We start from the raw sequence: 21,483 nt of genomic DNA, 5'->3' as shown, positions 1-21,483 counted from the left end.
CGGTGAGTCGGGTCACTGCGGCCCCTTGCCCGGGCGCCGGCACGCGTGGGAAGCGGCTGCCCTCAGGGGGTGGCGCGGGGCGGCCGTAGGGTCGAGGACCGGGCGTGCTGGGAGATGGCGTCCGCGGCGGCGGAGACCAGGGGGGCCACCTTCGCGGGCTGGAAGGTGTCCGCGGGAGCCACCACGGCCACCGCCGCGACCACGGCCCGGCCCGCTCCGCGCACCGGGAAGGACAGGGAGGCGCAGTCCGGATCCAGGGTGCGGTGGGTCACCGCGTAGCCGTCCCGCCGGACCTTCGCCAGGGCCTGCCGCAGCGCGGCGCCATGAGCCGGGGTCGTGGGCGTGTACGCCCGCAACGGCGATTCGCAGACATGGTTCTGGACGGCGTCGTCGGCGTGCGCGAGCAGCACGAGTCCCGCGGCGCACGCGTGCAGCGGCATGCGGTCCCCGGACTCGGGCAGGCACACCGGGGCGCCGGCCCCGCCCCAGGCGATGGCGAGGCAGACGCCCTCGAGGCCGTCCCGGATCACCAGCAGCGCGCCGGCCGAGGCACGGGCCCGCAGGTCCATCAGATGGGGCAGGGCCGCCTCGGCGAGCGGTGAGCAGCGTGGGGCGAGGGTTCCGGTCTCCCAGAGCCGTAACCCGATGCTGTAACTGCCCTCCTCGCCTCTCTCCAGGGCGCCCCAGCTGTGCAGTCGGTTGACGATGCGGTGCGCGGTCGCCAGCGGGAGACCCGAGCGCCTGCTGATGTCGCTCAGTGTGAGCGTGCGGTTCTGGCGGTCGAAGGCACTGAGCACACTCAGGGCGCGATCGACGAGCGAGCGCTCCGGGGCGCCGACGTGGGGGGTGGTCATCCCGTCTCGTTCCTTTCCTCTGCACGCAATGCGAGCGGTGTCCGAGTCGCGCATGCTGCACCGGTGTGATCCGGAACGGGCGGCCAGGACTATCATTGAATTCTTAAGTGACTTGAGAAAGGTCGATTCCGGAACCTCTATGGTCGATTTCGCACGCCTGCCGATTCCCGTCGTGCCCTACACCCCCGTCTGCCGATCGGGTTCCGGTATCTCGGTGATGTCGCTCGAGGACCTGCTCGAGAAGGTTCCGCAGACACTTCTGTCCTCCCCGCACCGACTCGGCTTCCACGAGATCCTGCTGGTCACCGAGGGCACCGGTATCTTCTCGGTCGACTCTTCGTGCATCGAGTGCCGTCCCGGCAGCCTGCTGTGGCTGCGCCCGAACCAGATCGTCAGGTACGCGCCGCAACCCGGGATGAAGGGCGAAGTCATCCTGTTCACCGAGGCGTTCCCGCTGCCGATGCAGGCGACCGTGGGCGCGCTCGACGACGTGCTGCGCCCCTCGTTCTGGCAGCTGGAGGAGCCGGAAATGGGTCAACTCGGGCGCGTCCTGGACTTGTTGCGCGAGGAATTCCGTTGCACCGAGCGCGCGATGGGCGAGCATATTCTGCAACACCTGCTGTCGGTGGTGCTGTTGACCGTCACCAGGGTCTGCCGCAGTCGGCAGGAGTGCCGGCTCGCCCAGGACGAGATCGACCACAGCGAGCTGGAGCTCTTCCAGCGGTTCCGGCAGGACCTGGACCGCTCGTTCCACCGCACCCGCCGGGTGGAGTACTACGCGACCGCCCTCAACTGCACCAGCCACGCCCTGTCCAGGGCCTGCCGGACCGTCATCGGCACCTCCGCCAAGGGGGTGATCGACGCCCGGGTGGCGCTGGAGGCGCGCCGCCTGCTCGCGCACACCCGGCTCCCCATCGGCGCGGTGGCCCGGCAGTTGGGATTCACCGAGGTCAGCAACTTCACCAAGTTCTTCATACGCCTGGTGCAGATGACCCCGGGTGCCTTTCGGCGCGTTCACGGAGTGAATTTCGACGGATGAGGGAAACGGCGCTTCCTGACGAGACGTCGATACCGGCCGGTAACTGACCGGCCGGTATCGAGAGGTCATTCCACCGGGAGCGTTCCGGTGCCTTTCCATTGAATGGAAGGCCGGTTGATCCGCATTCCCGGCACTGTGGAGACTGTGATCGCGTACAGCGGGCGGCCAAACCCACAGCTGCGCACGTCAGACGGTGCGGAAAGCGAGCACCACGTTGTGACCGCCGAACCCGAAGGAGTTGTTCAGGGCCGCGATGCGCCCCCCGGGGAGCGGTCGCGGTTCACCGCGGACGATGTCGGCGTCCACCTCGGGGTCGAGGTCGTCGATGTTGATCGTCGGGGGCGCGAGCCGGTGGTGCAGCGCCAGGACCGTCGCCACGCTCTCCACACCGCCGGCCGCGCCCAGCAGATGGCCGGTCATGGACTTCGTCGCGGACACCGCGATGTGGTCCATGGCCTCGCCGAACACCTTCCGCAGCGCCCTCACCTCGGACACGTCGCCCTTGGGCGTGGAGGTCGCGTGCGTGTTGACGTGGACCACCTGGTCCGGGACCAGGTCGGAGGAGTCCAGCAGACCGGAGAGCGCGGCGACGATGCCCCGCCCCGACGGCTCCGGCTGGGTGATGTGGTGACTGTCCGCCGACAGCCCCTGCCCGACGGCCTCCGCGTAGACGCGCGCCCCGCGCCGCTCCGCGTGCTCCGCGGACTCCAGGACGACGACCCCGGCGCCCTCGCCCATGACGAAGCCGTCACGGCCGCGGTCGTAGGGACGCGAGGCCGCGGCCGGGTCGTCGTTGCGCTTGGACATCGCCATCATGTTGCCGAAGCCGGCGATGGTGAGCGGGTGGATGGCCGCCTCGGTCCCGCCCGCGACCACGATGTCGGCCCGGCCGGAACGGATCATGTCGATGCCGTAGCCGACCGACTCCGAGCCGGAGGCGCAGGCGCTCACGGGGGAGTGCACGCCCGCCCGGGCGTTCAGGGCCAGTCCGACGTTGGCGCCCTGCGTGTTGGGCAGCATCATCGGGATGGTGTGCGGCGACACCTTGCGCACCCCCTGCTGCCGCAGCACGTCGTGCTGGTACAGCAGGGAGATCACCCCGCCGATGCTGGAGGCGACGACCACCCCGAGCCGGTCGGGATCGGCGGTGCCGTCCGTGCCCGCCGGTCCCGTGAAGCCGGCGTCGGCCCAGGCCTCACGGGCCGCCACCAGCGCGAACTGTGCCGAGCGGTCGAGTTTGCGGGCTTCGGGTCTGGGGAGCAGCTCGGCGGGTTCCACCGCGACCTCCGCGGCGATGCGCACCGGGGTCTCGGCGGCCCAGGCATGCGTCACCAGCCGCACCCCGGAGCGGCCGGCCAGCAGCCCCTGCCAGGTGGACGCGCTGTCACCGCCGAGTGGCGTGGTCGCTCCGACACCGGTCACGACCACCTTGCGATCTGTCGAGAACATGCGAACGCCTCCTGGTCGGTCAGCGGTTGGCGATGATGTAGCCGATGGCGTCGCCCACGGTCTTCATGCCGGCGGCGGCCTGGTCCGGGATGGTCACCCCGAAGCGCTCCTCAGCGGCCACCACGACCTCGACCATGGACAGGGAGTCGACGTCCAGGTCGTCCGCGAAGGACTGCTCGGGGCGGACCTCGTCGAGCGGCGCTCCGACGATCTCGTTGACGATGTCCGCCAGACCGCTGCGGACCTCTTCCTGCACGGTGTTCATGTCCTGCTCCTCTGCTTGTCGGTCGACGAGTGGTGCTGTCCTTCGGTCCTGGTCCGCAGCGCGAGGCTCCGGGAGATGCGCCCGGCGGCCGTCAGCAGCGGCCGGGTGAGGTCGTGGATGTGGGCGGTGCGGTCGCGGTCGTGGGGGGTGCGGTCGCGGTCGGTGACCAGACCGACGGCACCCACGGCGGTCCCGTCGGCGTCATACAGGGGGGCCGCGGCCTCGACGACCCCGTCGAGCAGCTCGCCGTCGCACACGGCGAACCCCTGGCGCCGGCCCTGCTCGACGAGTCCGCGCAGCACGGCCGGGTCGGTGACCGTCCTCGGGGTGTGCGGGCCCAGCCCGAGGGTGTGGATCTCCTCCCACGTGGTGTCGTCGGCCGCGGCCAGCAGGACCCGTCCGCAGGCCGTCGCGTGCAGGGGGAAGCGGTGCCCCCGGGACCAGGACCTGTGCAGCGGCCGGGCCGTGCCCGAGACGCTCTCCAGGCAGATGCCCTCGTCCCCGTCCCGCACCGAGAGCAGGACGGCGCTGCGGGTCATCGCGCGCAGCTCGAACATGTGCGGGACCGCCGCGCTGCGTAAGTCGGAATGCCGCGGTGCCAGCAGGGCGATTTCCCACAGGCGCAGACCGATGGTGTACCGGTTGTGTTCGGCACGCTCCAATGCGCCCCAGGAAAGAAGTTTCGCGACGATGCGATAAGCGGTGGCCACCGGAATCCCGGAGCGGCGGCTGATCTCACTCACCGTCAGACGCACATTTCCGGTGTCGAAGGCTCCCAGGACGCTCAGCGTGCGCTCGACGACCGAACGATCCGCGGCGGGTGATGGTATGGACATTCGGCAGAACCCTTTCGTCGTGCGACTCGCGGTGGTGCATTCGCATGGCGTTCCCGGGGATGCCGGTCATTGGCCTGTCGGCCGCGGTCCCCGCCCGCCCGGCGGGGACCGCGGAATTCACGCCGAGATGTGTTCCGCGCTCTCCCTGCGCGGATGACGGGGCCGTGCGGCCGGGTCGGTCGCCGGATAGCCCACCCGGAAGAACACCAGCGGGCGTTCGCCGTCCTTGGCCCCGCACAGCCGGGCCAGGTCGTCGACGGTGCCGGGGCAGTCGATGACATGGCTCTGCGGATGGACGTGGATCCCGTCCCGGAAGAGGTCCAGCCAGAGCCGGGTCACCAGCCGGCCCGCCTCCACCTCGTCCGCCGGGTCGTTCCCCTTGCCGAGGACGACCAGGACCACGCCGTCGCCCCTGGTCGCGCCCGACGACAGGGTGGTGAGCAGCCGCACCAGGCCCAGCGGGCGCAGGGCGCGGTAGACCGGGGGTGCGAAGAACATCCGCATGGCCAGCGCCTCGGCCCTGCTCAGCACGAGCATCACGTCGTTCAGCCCGTCCCGGCGGTACTCCGGGTGACGGGGGGTGAGCCGGGCCCAGACCAGCAGCTCGGCGGCGATCCCGGCGTCCCCGAAGAACCAGTGGTACGCCCTCACCAGCAGGGGCCGGGCGGCCTGCGTGGGCACCACGGCCACCCGGAAACCGGCCTCTTCGGCGGTCCGCCGCGCTCGGTGGAGGGCCTCCGCGGGTACCTGCTCCCGCTTCCAGGCGCCCCGCCACACCCGCCGGCCCTCGACCTCGGCCACCGAGCGGGGACTCGCCGTCGGCCAGGCGTCGGGGCGGAGCAGGCCGACCCGGGTGGCGTCCACGTCGAAGTCGGGTTCGTAGCGCACCGGGATCCCCGCCTCGGCGGCGCAGATCAGCAGGCTCTCGACGTAGGTGCCTAGGGAGAGTCGCAGGTCCCGGTGCGCGGGGTCGCTCGGGCCCAGCGCGTACTGCGGGCGCCAGCCCACCTCGACGTGGTCGGAGCGGAACCGCAGTTCCCACGGCTGGGTGTTGTGGGCGTTGGCCGCCCGGGCGGCGACGCCGGCGATCTCGCGCAGCCGGTCCATGCTGCGGACGGGGGTGCTCTCGGTGTCGGTCACGGACGTGATCCCGTCGTCTGGGGGGCTGTCCCGGATCGGTCGGAGGAGGGTGCGGCGCCGGCCGGGGCCGCCTCGGGCTCGGCGGACTCGCTGATGCCGAAGCGGCGGTGGAGGGCCTTGAGCGGCGCGGGGGCCCACCAGTTGTAGGGACCGACGGCCCGCATGAACGCCGGTACCAGCACACCGCGCACCAGGACCGCGTCCACCACGATGGCGAGGCCCGTGGCCAGGCCGTACATCTTGATCAGGGAGACCCCGGAGCTGAGCATCGCGAAGAAGGACACCGCGAGGATGGCCGCGGCCGCGGTGATCACGGGCCCGCTCGCACCGAGCCCCTCGCGCACCGAGCTCTCCAGACGGCCGGTGCGGTCGTGGCGCTCCTTGATGCGGGCGACGAGGAAGACCTCGTAGTCCATGGACAGGCCGAAGGCGATGCAGAACACCAGCACCGGCATCGACACGGCCAGCGGTGACGGCGTGAAGCCGAGCGGGCCGGAGAGATGGCCGTCCTGGAAGATCCAGACGGCGACGCCGAGGATGCCGACGAGGCTGAGCGCGTTGAACAGCAGGGCCTTGACGGGCATCAGGACGCTGCCGGTCAGCAGGAACAGGAAGAGCAGGCTCAGCACGCTGATCAGGACGATCGCCAGGGGCAGCTTGGCCGCGATCGAGTGGGTGATGTCCACCAGCTGGGCCGCCTGCCCGCCGACCAGGACCTCGCTCCCGCCGGGCGGCGTGACCGCGCGGACCGCCCGGGCGAGGTCGCCGCCCTTCTCGGAGTACGGCACGACGTCCGTCTGGACCTGGAGCCGGACCGCGTCCCCGCTGCGGTAACCGGCGGCAGCCGCCGGGTCGAGTGCCGCGACCCTGGACCCGTCCTGGAACACCCCGGCGGAACCGACGACCCGGGTGACGCCGGCGACCTTCGACAGGTCGGCCGCGTACTGTCCGAGCCCGCTCCCGGTGGCCTTCCAGTCCTCGGAGACCACGTTCAGGGCGCGGTCGTCGCCCGCTCCGAAGTCCGCGCGGACCGCCTCGTTGACCACTCGGCTCTCGGCCCCCTTGGGGAGGACCCGCTCGTCCGGCACGCCGAACTGGGCACCCGCGAAGGGCACCGCCATGAGCAGCAGCAGGGCGATCACCGGAGTGGCGAGAAGGGCGGGGCGCCGGAAGGCGAGGCCCGCGACACGGCCCCAGAAGGTCTCCGCGGGCGGTGCCGGCAGCTTGCGCCGACGCCCCCCGAGCGCGTCGATCCGGTGGCCGAGCAGCCGCAGCGCGGCCGGCAGCAGGTAGAGGGAGCCGAGCACGGCACCCAGTACCACCGCGATGCCCGCGACCGCGAAGGAGCGCAGGAAGTACTGGTCGAAGACGAGCAGCGTGGCCAGTGCCGCGCCGACCACGCCGCCGCTCACCGCGACCGTGCGGCCTGCGGTGGCACGGGTGATCCGCAGCGCCTCGGCGTCGGTACGGCCCGCCGCCCGTTCCTCCCGGTAGCGCGTGACGATCAACAGGCTGTAGTCCACCGAGAGCCCGAGCCCGAGTGCCGTGATCAGGTTGACCGCGAAGACCGAGACGTCCGTGAACTGCGCGGTGACGTTGACGGCGGCCAGGGCCCCGACGATGGTGAGCACCGACAGGAGCATCGGCAGCAGGGCGGCGACCAGACCGCGGAAGACCAGGACGAGCAGCAGCAGGGTGATCGGGATCGCGATGGTCTCGGCCGCGACGATGTCCTTCTCGACCTGCTTGTTCATGTCGTCGTTGACGGCGGTGATGCCGCCGAACGAGACCGAGACGCCGCCGTCGGTGTCCGACAGCTCCTCGTGCAGGTCGTCGGCGGTGCGCATGCTCTCGTTCTCGTCGCCGTCGATCCGCACGAGGATCAGCCCCGAGTCGCCGGACCGCAGGCTCGGGTCGGGCGTCTCGAACCAGGAGGCGACGATCCGGGCGCCGGACGTGCCGGACACCGCCTTGCGCACGGCGTCCGCCTCGGCCCGGGCCGGTGCGCCGTCGAGGCCGTTCTCGGTGTCCTTGACCAGGACGATCAGGTTGGGCTGGCTGTCGGGGAACGAGCGCTCCAGCGCCTTGGCGGCGGCCACCGAGTCGGAGCCGGGGTCGTCGAACCCGCCCGACTTCAGATGGGTCAGTACTCCGGCGCTCGCGGCACCGGCGACCAGCAGGAACAGTAATCCGGCGAGCAGGGTGAACCAGGGACCGCGGCGGTTCGTCCTGGCGCTCCCGGAGGGCACCGAAGTGGCCATCACACGGGATTCCTTTCTACGGCTGTACCCGCGGGCCGACCGGGCCGGAACGGGTGCGACGGGGGACTGGATGCCCCTGAACGGCCGGTGCGGGCGAGACCCGTCCGGCCGGGAAGCACCGCTGTGCTTCCGGGCTCATAGGCACTGACGTGGGGAAACGCGGCCAGGGCTGACGTGCTGCCGCGTGGCGGAGATTGGCGCTCTCGGATGAGAGCAATGCTCTGCCCGGAGAGCAGTGTTACAGCGATCGTCGCTTCAATGCAAGAGCACTGATCTCATGAAGAGAGCACTGCTCTCTTACTTGGGCGGTGCTCTCGTAGGTGGCAGACTGCTCACATGGGAGTCATCCAAGGAGCCAAGGACAGGGCGCGCGCCGAGGTCGCGGGCGCCATCAAGGACCAGGCACGCAGGCAGCTCGCCGCCGAGGGTGCCGCGCGGCTCTCCCTGCGTGCGGTGGCCCGGGAGCTCGGCATGGTCTCGTCGGCGCTCTACCGCTACTTCCCGAGCCGGGACGACCTGCTCACCGCCCTCATCGTCGACGCGTACAACGCGCTCGGGGCCACCGCCGAGGAGGCCGTCGAACGCGTCGGCACCGCCGACTGGATGCGCGCCTGGAGCGCCGTGTGCCGGGCCGTGCGCCGCTGGGCGCTGGACCATCCGCACGAGTACGCGCTGATCTACGGCTCGCCCGTGCCCGGCTACGCCGCCCCGCAGGACACCGTGGCCCCCGCCTCCCGGGTGGCGCTCGTCCTGCTCGCGGTGGCGCAGTCCGCGCACGAGGCGGGTGCCCTCGCCGAGCCGGACGTGCCGGGCGCGGACTGCCGCTCGGTGCTCGCCGACGACGTCCGCCTCCTGCTGCGCGAGCCCGGCCGCACGCTGCCGGAAAGGGCCGCGCCACGGCTCGCGGCGGTCTGGGCGCAGCTCTTCGGGCTGATCAGCTTCGAGGTCTTCGGGCAGTACAACGCGGTCATCGAGGACCGCGAGGCGCTGTTCGAGGCGACGGTTCTGGTCCTCGCCCACCAGGTCGGTCTGCGCCCCGCGGGGCCGGAGGTCTGAGGGGGCCGGCGGGTCGCCCGAGGGGGCAGAGCGGGTCGCCTGTGGGGGGCGGCGGGTCGCTTTGAGGGGGGCAGGCGGGGGCCTAGGGGGGCGGCGGGTCACCTGAGGGGGTCGGTGGGGTGCCTGTGCGAGTCGGTGGGTCGCCTGAGCCTGAGGGGGCGGCGGTCGCCGGCGGAAGTCTGCGGGTCGCCTGAGCGAGTCGGCGGGTCGCCCGAGGAGGCGGGCAGGTGGCCTGAGGGGGCGGATGGGTTGCCTGTGGAAGTCAGCGGGTCGCCCGAGAGGGCCGGTGGGGTGCCTGTGGGGGTTGGCGGGCGGCCTTCGGGAGCAGGCAGGTCGGCCGTGGGGGCCGGCTGGGTGTCCCCGGAAGCCTGCGCGCTGCCCGTTCGTCATTCTTTCTCACCAGCCGGAAAGCTTCCGGTCGCCGGATTTTCGCCGCGTCCCGGTTTTCCCCGGTCGCTCACCGGCATTCTTTCCACTGGTTGAGAAGGCTGCTTGCGCACGCTCCGGAGTCACCGTCAATCTCTCCGTGTCGGCGTCGGCGGGCGGGTCCCATCCATTCCATTTCCCGCCTTCATTCCCCCGGTGTCCGACCAATTCGCAATCGATGTGGGATCGAGGGGGCGTTCGTGGCTGGTATGGCTATCGTCGGCATGTCGTGCCGATTCCCCGGAGCCGTCAATATCGACGAGTTCTGGAAAATTCTCATGAATGCCGAGCCACAGTTCTCGGCGGTTCCCGCCAACCGGTGGGACCACTCCGTGTACCACCGGCCGGGCGACTTCCGTGAGCCGCACGGCGTCTACACCGACCAGGTCGCCTTTCTCCCCGAGGCCGACCGGTTCGCCCCCGCGCACTACGGCATCCCGCCGCGCCGGGCCCGGGCCATGGACCCGCAGGCCAAGCTGTTCGTCGACCTGGCGCGGGAGGCGATCCAGGACGCCGGCTGGGAGCGGGACGGCTTCGACCGGGCCGGCACGGGTGTGTTCGCCGGAGTGACCTCCCTGGACCACCGGGACATCAGCGTCTCCAGGATCAGTGCGAACCTCCTGGCGGACGGCTCGTTCCACGACGGCGAGACCGACCCCGAACTGCTGGGCCGGCTGCACCGGGCCACGGACTCCGCCCTGATGCCGTTCAACTCCTTCACCATCCCCGGGTGCCTGGCCAACATGGTGCCCTGCACCGTCAGCGAGGTCCTCGACCTCGGCGGCCCCTCCGTCTCGCTCGACGCCGCCTGCTCCTCCGCGCTCGTCGCCCTGGACGCGGCGATCCGCAGCCTGCGCTCGGGTGCCTGCTCCATCGCGCTCGTCGGAGGTGTCTACCTCAGCCTCTCGCCGACCCCGCTGGTCGGATTCGCCCGTGCGGGCGCGCTGTCCCGGCAGGGCGTGTGCCGGCCCTTCGACGAGCGCGCCGACGGATTCGTGCTCGGCGAGGGCGGCGCGACCCTGGTGCTGCGCCCGGTCGAGGACGCGCTCGCGGCCGGCGACCGCATCTACGCCGTCATCAGCGGGGTCGGCTCCGCCAACGACGGCCGGGGCGGCGGACCCATGACACCGCAGGCCCAGGGGCAGCTCGCCGCCCTGCGCGCCGCCTACCGGGACGCCGGGGCCGACCCCGGGGAAGTCGGCCTGCTGGAGGCGCACGGCACCGGCACCCCGGTCGGCGACCGCACCGAGATCGAGGCGATCGGACTGCTGCGCGCGGAGTCCGGCGCCACCACGCCGTGCTACGTCTCCTCCTCCAAAGCCCTGATCGGCCACACCCTGTCGGCGGCCGGGGCGGCCGGTCTGGTCAAGGCGGCGCTCGCCGTCCACCACGGCGTCGTACCGCCGCAGCCTGCCGGCACGCAGGTCGCCGACGTCCTGGACCTGGACTCCTCGGGGCTGCGGCTGACGACCAGCGCGCAGACCTGGCCGCACGACGAGGTCCGCCGCGCGGGAGTCAGCTCGTTCGGCTTCGGCGGCACCAATGTGCACGCCGTCCTCGAAGGCGCCCCGCGCGTCGCACCCGCCCCGGCGGCGGGCGGGAGCCTGTCCGATGACGGGAGCCTGCCGGAGGATCCCTGGCTGATCCTGCTCTCCGCCGGATCGGTGCCGGACCTCGCCCGGCACGCCGAGGAGGTCGGCAACGCCGTCGCCGCGGACCCGCAGGCCACCCCCGCCGACGTGTCCCGCACCCTCGGCCGCCGGCAGCTGCTCACCGCGCGTCTCGCCTTCACCGCGGCCGGCCGCGAGGAACTGCTCGACGGCCTGCGGCTCGCGGCCGAGCGGCTGGCACAGGGAGCGCTCGGCGAGATCGCCCCCGGCATCCATGCCGCGGCCCGGCCGCTGCCCGCCGAGGAACGCCGGATCGCCTTCGCGTTCCCGGGCCAGGGCTCCCAGCGCCCCGGCATGCTCGCGGACCTCGTCCGGAGGTTCCCGGTGCCGGCCGCCCGCGCCGCCGAGCTGATCGAGGTGACCGCCGAGGAGTCGCAGACCGTGCCGTCCGCCCTGCCCGGGCTGATCACGGAGCCGCACGCCCCGGGCGACGCCCGGGCGCAGGCGCTGCTGACGGTGACCGACATGTGCCAGCCGGCGCTCGGCATCACCGGTGCCGGCACCGTCGAACTGCTGGCCGCCTGCGGGATCGAGCCCGACATCACGGTCGGTCACAGCGTCGGGGAGTTCCCCGCCGCGGTGGCGGCCGGCGCTCTCACCGCCGACGAAGCTGTCAGGTTCATGACTAAGCGAGGTGCCGTGCTGGCCTCCGCCGTCCCCTCCGGGAGCGGGGCCATGCTCGCCGTCCAGGCACCCGTCGCCGAGGCCGAACGACTGGCCGAAGCCGTCGAGGGGGTCTGGCCCGCCTGCTACAACCACGACGGCCAGCTGGTGTTCAGCGGCAGCACCGAGACGGTGGAGGAACTGCGCGAGCACTGCGCGGCGCAGGGCGTCACCACGGTCCTCCTGAGGGTGTCGCACGCCTTCCACTCGCCGCTGGTCGCGGCGGCCGACGAGGAGATGTCCGAGACCATCGCCGCCCTGCCCCTGACCGTCCCCACCCGCACCTTCGTCTCCGCCGTCAGCGGCCGGGTCTGCCAGGACCCGCAGGAGACCAAGGACCTGTGGGCCCGCCACAACACCGCCCCCGTCCGCTTCACCGACGCCGTCCGCTCGGTCGCCGCCTCCGGGGCCCACTTCCTGGTCCAGGTCTACGGCGGCGACACGCTCCTGCGCATGGCCCGGAACAACGAGGCCGGCGCGAGCCTCGAGATGCTCCCCCTCAGCACCGGCCGCCCCGACGCCTGCCGTGCCCTCCTCACCACGCTCGGCCGGCTCGCCGTGGCCGGGGCGCCGCTGGACCCGACGCCGCTCCTCCCCGCCGCGGGCCGGCTGCTCTCCCTGCCGCCCTCCCCGCTGGCGACCTCGGTCTACAGCGTCCGCACCGGCGGGAGCCTGCGGGAGCGGAGCGTGGTGATCCCGAGCCCGGCGGCGGCTGCGGCGAGTGCGACCGCCCGGTCCGCCACCGTCGCCTTCACTCCGGGAGCCGAACCCGCCCCCGCCGTCGCTGCCGGGGGCCCGGAAGCCGTGGCCGGACACGGCTCCGGTACCCGCTCCGCCGCGGCCGTGCCCCTCGCCGACGGTGCCTCCGAACCGTCGCTGCGCGCGGTCATCCCCTCACCCCTCCCCACGTCCCCGATCGGAGAGCCCAGGATGAGCGGTCTCATCGAGTTCCTGCACGCCCAGGTCGCCCTGCTCCAGTCGTTCGACCCGGCCGGCCGCGGCCTCCCGGGCCCGGCCCTGCCGACGATCGCCCTGCCCGTCACGGAACCCGCCGTGACCCGCCCCGTGGCAGCACCGGTACCGCCGGCCCTTCCGGCCGCACCCTCCACGGTCACCGCCTCCACGGTCACGGCCGACGAGGTCACGGCCGTCGTCTACGCCGGCATAGCCAAGGTCAGCGCGTATCCCGAGGACTTCCTGCGCCCGGAACAGGTTTTCGCCACGGACCTCGGCTTCGACTCGATCATGCTGGCCGAGCTGGCCACCCGCCTGCGCGCCCAGTGGCCGGACCTGGCGATGCCGGCCGCCGACATGATGGACATCGCCTCGATCGGCGACCTCGTCACGGCCGTGCACACCCGTCTCGACGACCGGCCCGGAACCCGGCCGACCGCCGCGCCCACACCGTCCGAGGCCCCGGCCCGGCAGGCGGACGCCCCCTCTCCGGACCGAGCCGTCGTGCCGACCCAGGCCGCCCCCGCCGAGCCGTCCCACAGCCCCGCCGACCGCCGCGAGGCCGCCGACGTCAGGACCTTCCCGGAGGTCCTCGCCTCGCTGGAGCGCAAGCGGGGCCTGGAGGCGTCCGGCGCCGTGAATCCGTACTTCCTGCCGCACGAGGGCACCATCCGGGACACCACCCGCGTCGGCGACCGTGAGCTGATCTCGTTCTCCAGCTACAACTACCTGGGCCTGTCCGGACATCCCGAGGTCGCCGCCGCCATCCGGGAAGCGGTCGAACGGTACGGCTCCTCGGTGTCCGCGGCCCGCATCCTGTCCGGCAACCGCCCGCTGCACGTGGAACTCGACCGGGGACTGGCCGACCTGGTCGGCGCCCAGGACGCGGTGAGCCTCGTCAGCGGCCACGCCACCAACGTCACCGTCATCGGGCACCTGATGGGCCCTCAGGACCTGATCCTCCACGACGCCCTCGCCCACGACAGCATCATCCAGGGCTGCCGCCAGTCGGGCGCCGCCCGGCAGCCCTTCCCGCACAACGACCTCGTCGCCCTCGACCGGATCCTCGACCACGTCCGGGACAACTACCGCCGCGTCCTCATCGTCGTCGAGGGCGTCTACAGCATGGACGGCGACACCGCCGACCTGCCCGCGCTGATAGCCGTCAAGCAGCGGCACGACGCCCTGCTCATGGTGGACGAGGCGCACAGCATCGGCGTCATGGGCAAGACCGGCGGCGGCATGGCCCAGTTCTCCGGCGTGAACCCGGACGACGTGGACGTGTGGATGGGCACCCTGTCCAAGTCACTGGCCAGCTGCGGCGGTTACGTGGCCGGACGGCACGAGCTGATCGAGCACTTCCGGTACACCCTGCCGGGCTTCGTGTTCAGCGCGGGCCTGCCCCCGGCGTCCACCGCGGCCGCGCTCACCGCGCTGCGGCTGATCCGTGAGGAGCCCGAGCGGGTCACCCGGCTGCACGACAACTCGGCGCTGTTCCTGCGGCTCGCCGCCGAGGCCGGCGTCGACGTGGGCACCAGCGAGGGCACCCCGGTGGTCCCCGCGATCACGGGCGACTCGCAGAAGGCGCTGCACCTCGCCGACCGGCTCTACGCCCGGGGGATCAGCGCCAACCCCATCCTGCACCCGGCGGTCGAGGAACGCCTGGCGCGGCTGCGGTTCTTCATCACCTCCGAGCACACGGAGGAACAGATCACCACCGCGGTGAACATCCTCGGCGAGGAACTGGCCCGGCTGTCCTGACTCCTTCCCGACACCTGAACAGCACCGGGGCGGCCGGCGAACCCCCCCGTACCGCCGCCCGCCCCGGTGCACACCCCCGTTCCTTCTCCAGACCAGGGAAGCAGCCATGACCGAACCGATCCGTGTGGGCGTCATCGGCGCCGGCCCCGAACGAGGCTGGGCCAGGATGTCGCACCTGCCGGCGCTGACCGCGTCACCGGACTACGAGCTCACGGCGGTCGCCACGACCCGCTCCGGCAGCGCCCGCCGCGCCGCCGAACAGTACGGAGCCCGCCACCACTTCACCGACCCGGCCAGGCTGAGCGGCCACCCCGACGTCGACCTGGTCGTCGTCGCCGTCAAGACGCCCGACCACGCCGCACTCGTGGAGGCGGCCCTGGAGGCGGGCAAGCACGTCTACTGCGAGTGGCCGCTGGCCCGCACGACCAAGGAGGCCGAGGTGCTGGCCTCGGCGGCCGAGCAGGCCGGCGTCCACCACGCCGTCGGACTCCAGGCCCGCCACGCACCCGCCGTCCGGCACGCCCGGCACCTGCTCACCTCGGGAGCCATCGGCCGGATCACCGGAGTCGACGTCTACGCCGCGCGGGCGAAAGGGGCCGGCGGCACGGTCACCTCCGACGCCGTGTACACCCTCGACCGGCGCAACGGTGCCGGAACCCTGGAGGTCGCGGGCGGCCACACGCTCGACCTGCTGGAGCACCTGTGCGGCAGCATGGGCCGCCTCTCCGCCCTCCTGTCCGTCCAGCAGCCCCGGCTGACCGTGTCCGACACCGCCGAGTCGGTGGGCGTCACCGGCGCCGACCACGTCCTGATCGGCGGGCTCCTGGTCACCGGCGTCCCCGTCTCCGTACACGTCCACGACGGCAAGACCGGTCACCCGCGCACCCGGCTGGAGTTCACCGGCACCCGCGGCAGCCTCGCCCTGGTCTCCGAAGGGCCCGCCGCCGGACATGGCATCCAGGTGAGCGACATCCACCTGTACGAGGCCCCGGCCGGGGACACCTGGCGGGAGGTGCCGGTGCCGCCGGCGCACCGCACCGCGGTCGACGTCCCCGACACGGCCGTACGCAACGTCCTGGAGCTGTACAGCGCGCTGGCCCGGGACATCCGGACCGGCTCCCGTACCGTGCCCGACTTCGAGACCGGACTCCGTCTGCACCTGCTCCTCGACACGGTGCGGTCGGCGCACCGGACCGGGGCGTGCCAGGCCCGGGAGGTGTGAGATGACCGCCGACCTCATGGGGCGCCGATCCCTGCCCGCCGCAGCGCCCACCTTTCTCACCACCCTCGCCGGAGGGGGCCCGGTCTTCGGGCAGCCCGCCCCGCCCCGCCCGGACGGCGAGGACCGGCCGGCCGCGCTGCTGACCTTCCTCGACACCGAGGTCGACCCGGACGCCGTCGACCGGGAGGCGGAACTCCCGCACTCCCTGGTCGCCCGGCTGAAGGACCTCGGCGCGTTCCGGCTGGCGGCACCGGAGGACCTCGGCGGCCTCGGTCTGTCGCCCTACGAGGTGTTCCGCGTCGTCGAGGCGGCCGCCTCCCGGTCCACGGCCGTCGGTGTGATGCTCGGGGTCCACAACGGCATCGGCGTCGGCACCTCGCTGCTCCCCGCACTGCCGCACGGGCCGCTGCGCGACCTGATCCGGCGGCGCACCGCCGAGGGCATGATCTCCGGCTTCGCCGACACCGAACCCACCGGCGGCGGCAACCGGTGGCCGAGGACGACCGCGACCCCCACACCGGACGGCTCCGCGTACGTCCTGAACGGTGAGAAGCTCTTCGTCAGCAACCTGCCGGTGGCCGACCTGCTGGGCGTCACCGTCACCGTGCGGGAACCGGACGGGAGGCGCGTCGGCCTGGCCGTCGTGGACACCCGCAGCGCCGGCTTCGAGGTGCGGGCCGCACTGGAGTACCTCGGAGCCCGCGGCCTGCCCAACGGATCGCTGCGCCTCAACAGCGTGGTCGTCCCCCGCGACCACCTGCTCACGGTCCCGGACGGCGACCCCCGGCACACCCCGCGCCTGGCCTCGGCCGTGCTGTCCGCACGCTTGCTCATCCAGGCCGCCCCGGCACTCGCCGTCGCCCGCAACTGCCTGCGCTGGTCGAGGGAGTTCGTGGCGCGCCGCCGTATCGACGGCATCGGGCTCGGCGAGTACGACCTCGTCCAGCGCACGCTCGCGGCCTGCGTGGCGGACGTGCACGCCATGGACACGGTGGTCCGCTGGAGTCTGGCCGCCCCGGACCCCCACGACCGGTGGTTCGAGCGCATGGCGGCCCGCAACTTCTGCACCGACGCCTGTGCGCGGATCGTGGACCGCACGGTGTCGCTGCTCGGTGCCGAAGGCCTGGAGACCGCACGCTCGAAACGGCGACGCGGCGCACCGCCGGCCCCTCTGGAGCGGGCCTACCGGGACGCCCGGATGCTGCGGACGGTGGGCGGGGTCGACGACATGCTCGACGTGGAACTGGCCCGCACGCTCCTCGCCCATGTCACGGACGGCCCCGGCTACCCGGGCGACCCCGAGGCGCTCGCGCGCACCGGAACGTTCTTCCCGCGGACCGCGGGCCACGCCCGGGCCCTGAACGAGGAGCTCTCCCGGTTCTCCGCGCACTGCGGTGCGGCGGAGCCGGTCACGACGGGAACGCGCGGGCAGCACCGGCTGCTGCTGCTCGGCCGGATCTCCCGCGAGCTGTTCGGCATGGCCGCGGTCCTCGCGCGCGCGGAGGAGGACGGGCACCACCGGCTCGCCCACCTGCACTGCACGGCCGCACGCCTGCGGCTGCGGGAGGCGTGGGCACGTCTCGACGCGCCGGACGAGGCCGATCACGCGAGCATCGCCCGCGCACTGCTGTTCCGGGACCGGCACATGGACGAACTGCTCGGACTGTGAACCCCGTGCTTCACCCCGCCGTCCGGGCCGGGACCCGTCCGAGCCGAGTCCCGATCGAGCTGTACGCGCCACACCGAGCCGTCCGAGCCAAGCCGAGCCGTCCGACTGGAGGCCGTCATGCCCGACGCCACGCCGCCCACCCCCTTGGTCCCCGCCGACGATCCGACCTGGAGCATCGCGGTCGCCCCGCTGCTCTCCACCTACGAGATGTTCCTGCGGGTGATGGCCGTCCCCCGGCCGAGCGGGCCGACCGTCAAGGCCCCCGACACGAGCCGGCCATGACACTCTCCCGGCCGGTCCGCCCGTCCCTCGCCGACTGTCTCGGCCCCGCCGAACACCGTTTCTTCGGCGACGGGTTCCGGCGGGTCCGCCAGCGGCTCCACGACATCCGGGTGGTCCGCGGGCCCCATGCCGCCGAGGCGCGGGCCCGGGCGTCCGTGCGCTACCCGCCCGACTGGTCCGCGAAGGGCACGAACGGCGCCCTCGTCCCGCACCTCAGCAGCATCGACACGCTGCTGCTGGGGGCCCAGCTCGCCGAGATCCTGCTGGTGCACGCGTACGACCTCGACTCCGGGGCCCGCTCCCGAATGTGGCTGCGGGAGGTCCGGCTGCGGGCGGGCGGCCGGCCCCAGGAGGACCTGGACCACCTCGCCGTGCACGGCGTCGCCCGGCCCGCCGAGTCGGTGCACGTCGTGGACGGCCTGCGCGCCACCGTGGTCCACACGCGCATCGGCTCGATGGACGTCCGGTCCGAGGTCCAGCACGAGACGGGGAACGGATACCACGCCGACAGCGGTGAGGCGCGGCACGCGAGCGCCGCGGACGCCCTGGGGGAGCCCTGCCGGTGCTACTTCGTCGACCAGTTCCGCCATCGGGGCCTGGACTTCCTGGACATGCGGGTGGACAGGGCGGCCCGGGAGATCGCTGCGACCGTGCGCATCACACCCGCACCGGGGGAGGGCCACCCGTACTCCACCGGACTGGAGGCGGCGTACGGCCCCAGCGCCTCCATGATCGACGCGATCACCGTCACGGGCCAGCTCACCCAGGTCCTGCTCTACGCGCTCGACGGACTCGACCGCCACGACAGCGACACCCTCTGGCTGCGCCGCGCCACCCTGTCCACCCGGCTCCCGCTGCGCGCCCTGGACCGTCCGTTCCCCGTCCGGGCCCGGATCGAGGACACCCACCGGCTGGCGGTGGCCGACGACACCTGGCGGGCGTGCGATCTCAGCTACTCCTTCCACGGCATCACCGGGCGTTTCGCCGTGGCACACCGACTCCCGGACCGAGGACCCCGATGACGAACAAGACGGCGAAGAAACTGGCGGTCTCCGGCACGTACAGCACCGGCAAGACCACGACGACCATCGCGCTCTCGTACCTCACCGGCATACCCCGCACCCATGCCAGGACCATGCGCGAGATCCTCGCCGAGGCACTGCCGGGCAAGCGCCTGGAGGAGTGTTCGGCGTCCGAGCTGATCCAGCTCGGCATCCGCCGGTTCACCGAGCGGGCCGTACGCGAGTCCCATCTCCCGGACGGCTTCGTCTCCGACGGCTCGTCACTGCACGAATGGGTCTACGGCACGGTCCGCGTCCACGCCGGGATCCACCCCACCGACGGCTACGACCCCACGAACGCGCCCCCCGACTTCTACGCCGAGGTCATCGAAGCCCTGGGCGTGGTGCTCAGGGAACACGCCCGCACCGCCTACCACGCCTTCGTGCACCTGCCGGTGGAGTTCGACCTGGTGGCCGACGGGCACCGGCCGGTCTCGGAGCGGTTCCGGCGGCTGTCCGACGAACTGCTGCGGCGCACGCTCGACGAGCTGGACATCCCGTACCACGTCGTCGGCGGCACCCTCGAACAGCGCCTCGCCACCATCGTCGACATCTTCGGCCTGCCCGCGCGGACCACCCTGCGCCGGGCCGTCGAACTGGCCCACGCCGAGACGGCGGCACCAGTGCCGGCACGCCCCGCCGGATGAGAAATCCGGACCCGTTCCGGCCCAGACCGTCCCCGACCCCGTACCGATGGAGCGTCCGCATGCCCGGTCCGATCACCACCCCCGTCCCCGTCGCCGTCCCCGCCGCACGTCCCGCGGTACCCGCCGTGGCTCCGCTGTTCCGGCCCTTCTCGCTGGGCGGACTGCACCTGCCCAACCGGACCGTGATGGCGCCGATGACCCGGAACTTCTGCCCGGGCGGTGTGCCCGGCCCCGAGGTCGCCGAGTACTACGCCCGTCGCGCCCGCGGCGGTGTCGGCCTCATCGTCACCGAGGGCACGGTCGTGGGGCACCCGGCCGCCGCGCCCACGACCGACGTGCCCCGCTTCCACGGCGAGGACGCACTGGCGGGGTGGGCCCGCGTGGTCGAGGAGGTGCACGCGGCCGGCGGCCGGATCATCCCCCAGCTGTGGCACGCCGGCCTCGAACGCAAGGGCGACGCCGTGCCGCACCCGCAGGTGCCCGCCGTGGGACCGGCCACGCTCTCCGAGGCGGACATCGCGGAGGTGGTCGCCGCCTTCGGCCGGGCCGCGGCGGACGCCCGGCGTCTCGGTTTCGACGGACTCGAACTGCACGGCGGTCACGGCTACCTCATCGACCAGTTCCTGCGGCCCGAGTCCAACCCCCGCACCGACGGCTACGGCGGCGACCTCGGCGGCCGCACCCGCTTCGCCGCCGAGGTGGTGGCCGCCTGCCGGGCCGCGGCCGGCTACGACTTCCCGCTCTTCCTGCGCGTCTCCCAGTGGACGGTGAGCGACTTCGGTGCCCGGCTCGCGACCACGCCCGACGAGCTGTACCTGCTGCTCGCCCCGCTGATCGAGGCGGGGGTCGACGTCATCGACTGCTCCACCCGGCGTTTCTGGCTGCCGGAGTTCCCCGGATCCGACCTCGGCCTCGCGGGCTGGGTGAAGAAGCTGACCGGCCTGCCCACGGTCGCCGTCGGATCGGTCGGGCTCGACGACAGCGAGTTCCTGAGCGCCCTCGTCGAGGGCCGGGGCGCGGCGAACGCTTCCCTGGACCGGCTGGTGGAGTCCCTGGAACGGGACGAGTTCGACCTGGTCGCCGTGGGGCGCCTGCTGCTGTCCGACCCCTCATGGGTGGCCAAGGTGCGCGAAGGACGCCACTCCGAACTGCGCCCGTTCTCCGCGGACGCACTGCTGAGCCTGGCCTGAGCGCGACGGGAGGTGCGTCCGAGGGAACCGCCTCCCGCCACCGCGCCCCCGGGGGGCGTCAGTCCGCGAGCCCCCCCGGGTCACACCGCCGCGAGTGCCCCCGCGATGCTCGCGATCGCCCCCGGCCCGACCCGGCAGCAGCCTCCGATCAGGCGGGCCCCCGAGTCCCGCCAGCCCCGCACCTGCTCCGGCGCGAAGCTCGCACTGCCCTCCCATTCGCGGGTGTCCGCGTTCCAGGACTCCCCGCTGTTGGGGTAGACGACGACCGGCTTGCCGGTGACCCGTGCCGCGGTCTCCACCGCCACCGCCACGTCCTGAGGGACGCAGCAGTTGACGCCGACCGCGACGACCTCGTCCACGTCGGCGGCGAGCGCGAACGCCTCCTCCAGCGGCTGACCCGCCCGGGTGCGGTCACCCGCGACCGAGCAGGAGAGCCAGGCCGGGACCCCGAGCCCACGGACCGCCCGCAGCAGCGCCCGCGCCTCGTCGGCGTCCGGGACGGTCTCCAGCGCCAGCACGTCGGGCGCGGCCGCCGCCAGCACCTCCAGGCGGGGCCGGTGGAAGGCCTCCAGCTCGGCCACGCTCAGCCCGTACCGGCCCCGGTACTCCGAGCCGTCCGCGAGCATCGCGCCGTAGGGCCCGACCGATGCCGCCACGTACAGCGGCCGCCGGACCCCCTTCGCCGCCGCCTGCCGCGCCGCCTCGCGTGCCAGCCCGACGCTCAGGGCGAGCAGCTCCGCCGCCCGCTCACGCTCGATCCCGCGCTTGGCGAACCCCTCGAAGGTGGCCTGGTAGCTGGACGTGATCGCCACGTCCGCGCCCGCCTCGTAGTACGCGAGATGCGCCTCGGTGATCGCCTCGGGCCGCTCCGCGAGGAGCCGCGCCGACCACAGCTCGTCGCTCAGGTCGTGTCCGGCGGACTCCAGCTGGTTGGACATACCGCCGTCGAGCACGACCGGACCGGCCGCGAGAGCCTCGGCGAAAGGGCGGACGGGGGCGTCGGGGACGTGCGGGATGTCGCTGGTCATCCCTCGACGT

The 21,483-nt window shown here is 72.9% G+C and carries 16 protein-coding genes; 9 read left to right on the top strand and 7 right to left on the bottom strand.

The window, feature by feature from the left end; translation table 11 throughout:
- Nucleotides 1–62 precede the first annotated feature (62 nt).
- A complete protein-coding gene (locus H295_RS0101880) occupies nt 63–854 on the bottom strand; it encodes an IclR family transcriptional regulator (RefSeq protein WP_020133646.1) in 792 nt (263 codons plus the stop codon).
- Nucleotides 855–891: 37 nt separating this feature from the next.
- Between H295_RS0101880 and H295_RS0101875 the strand changes: the two genes are divergently transcribed.
- Nucleotides 892–1,893, top strand: a complete 1,002-nt coding sequence (locus H295_RS0101875) for a helix-turn-helix domain-containing protein (protein ID WP_234021548.1) — start codon at nt 892–894, stop codon at nt 1,891–1,893.
- Between the two features lie 186 nt (nt 1,894–2,079).
- Here H295_RS0101875 and fabF read toward each other — a convergent pair whose 3' ends face one another.
- From fabF to H295_RS0101850, 5 genes are all read right to left on the bottom strand, one after another.
- Nucleotides 2,080–3,342: a beta-ketoacyl-ACP synthase II gene (gene fabF / locus H295_RS0101870; protein ID WP_020133644.1), complete on the bottom strand. Its 1,263-nt coding sequence runs from the start codon at nt 3,340–3,342 to the stop codon at nt 2,080–2,082.
- A gap of 19 nt (nt 3,343–3,361) precedes the next feature.
- On the bottom strand, nt 3,362–3,607 hold the full coding sequence (locus H295_RS0101865; protein WP_020133643.1) for an acyl carrier protein: 246 nt from the start codon (nt 3,605–3,607) through the stop codon (nt 3,362–3,364).
- Nucleotides 3,604–4,443 carry an IclR family transcriptional regulator gene (locus H295_RS42610; protein ID WP_020133642.1) on the bottom strand — a complete coding sequence of 280 codons (840 nt, stop codon included), beginning with the start codon at nt 4,441–4,443 and terminating at the stop codon, nt 3,604–3,606. The genes H295_RS0101865 and H295_RS42610 overlap by 4 nt, the downstream gene beginning before the upstream one ends.
- Before the next feature lie 117 nt (nt 4,444–4,560).
- Nucleotides 4,561–5,583, bottom strand: coding sequence for a hypothetical protein (locus H295_RS42605; protein WP_020133641.1), 1,023 nt, complete (start codon nt 5,581–5,583; stop codon nt 4,561–4,563).
- Nucleotides 5,580–7,844 (bottom strand): MMPL family transporter, encoded by a 2,265-nt coding sequence (locus H295_RS0101850; protein WP_020133640.1) that lies wholly within the window; start codon nt 7,842–7,844, stop codon nt 5,580–5,582. The genes H295_RS42605 and H295_RS0101850 overlap by 4 nt, the downstream gene beginning before the upstream one ends.
- 336 nt (nt 7,845–8,180) lie before the next feature.
- Between H295_RS0101850 and H295_RS0101845 the strand changes: the two genes are divergently transcribed.
- From H295_RS0101845 to H295_RS0101810, 8 genes are all read left to right on the top strand, one after another.
- Complete coding sequence (locus tag H295_RS0101845) at nt 8,181–8,900, top strand: TetR/AcrR family transcriptional regulator (protein ID WP_020133639.1); 720 nt, start codon at nt 8,181–8,183, stop codon at nt 8,898–8,900.
- A gap of 635 nt (nt 8,901–9,535) precedes the next feature.
- Entirely contained in the window at nt 9,536–14,374 is a 4,839-nt protein-coding gene (locus tag H295_RS0101840) for an aminotransferase class I/II-fold pyridoxal phosphate-dependent enzyme (protein WP_324606046.1), read from the top strand.
- A gap of 106 nt (nt 14,375–14,480) precedes the next feature.
- Nucleotides 14,481–15,596 carry a Gfo/Idh/MocA family protein gene (locus tag H295_RS0101835; RefSeq protein ID WP_020133637.1) on the top strand — a complete coding sequence of 372 codons (1,116 nt, stop codon included), beginning with the start codon at nt 14,481–14,483 and terminating at the stop codon, nt 15,594–15,596.
- A 1-nt stretch (nt 15,597) separates the two neighbouring features.
- The gene (locus H295_RS0101830) at nt 15,598–17,265 is read left to right on the top strand and encodes an acyl-CoA dehydrogenase family protein (RefSeq protein ID WP_020133636.1); all 1,668 of its coding nucleotides are present in this window, start codon (nt 15,598–15,600) and stop codon (nt 17,263–17,265) included.
- Between the two features lie 117 nt (nt 17,266–17,382).
- Nucleotides 17,383–17,547 carry a hypothetical protein gene (locus tag H295_RS47085; RefSeq protein WP_020133635.1) on the top strand — a complete coding sequence of 55 codons (165 nt, stop codon included), beginning with the start codon at nt 17,383–17,385 and terminating at the stop codon, nt 17,545–17,547.
- A complete protein-coding gene (locus H295_RS0101820; RefSeq protein ID WP_020133634.1) occupies nt 17,544–18,569 on the top strand; it encodes an AvrD family protein in 1,026 nt (341 codons plus the stop codon). Before H295_RS47085 ends, H295_RS0101820 begins: the two co-directional genes overlap by 4 nt.
- Nucleotides 18,566–19,255: an AAA family ATPase gene (locus H295_RS0101815; RefSeq protein WP_020133633.1), complete on the top strand. Its 690-nt coding sequence runs from the start codon at nt 18,566–18,568 to the stop codon at nt 19,253–19,255. The genes H295_RS0101820 and H295_RS0101815 overlap by 4 nt, the downstream gene beginning before the upstream one ends.
- A gap of 59 nt (nt 19,256–19,314) precedes the next feature.
- The gene (locus H295_RS0101810) at nt 19,315–20,445 is read left to right on the top strand and encodes an NADH:flavin oxidoreductase (RefSeq protein ID WP_020133632.1); all 1,131 of its coding nucleotides are present in this window, start codon (nt 19,315–19,317) and stop codon (nt 20,443–20,445) included.
- A gap of 80 nt (nt 20,446–20,525) precedes the next feature.
- Here the strand turns inward: H295_RS0101810 and mmuM are convergent, their stop codons facing one another.
- On the bottom strand, nt 20,526–21,473 hold the full coding sequence (mmuM, locus tag H295_RS0101805; RefSeq protein WP_020133631.1) for a homocysteine S-methyltransferase: 948 nt from the start codon (nt 21,471–21,473) through the stop codon (nt 20,526–20,528).
- Between the last annotated feature and the right edge of the window lie 10 nt (nt 21,474–21,483).

The organism is Streptomyces sp. 351MFTsu5.1, assembly GCF_000383655.1.
In the GTDB taxonomy this organism is placed as follows: Bacteria; Actinomycetota; Actinomycetes; order Streptomycetales; family Streptomycetaceae; genus Streptomyces; species Streptomyces griseorubiginosus.
Note: the sequence above shows the minus strand (reverse complement) of the source record. Positions and strands in the feature narration are given on the sequence as shown.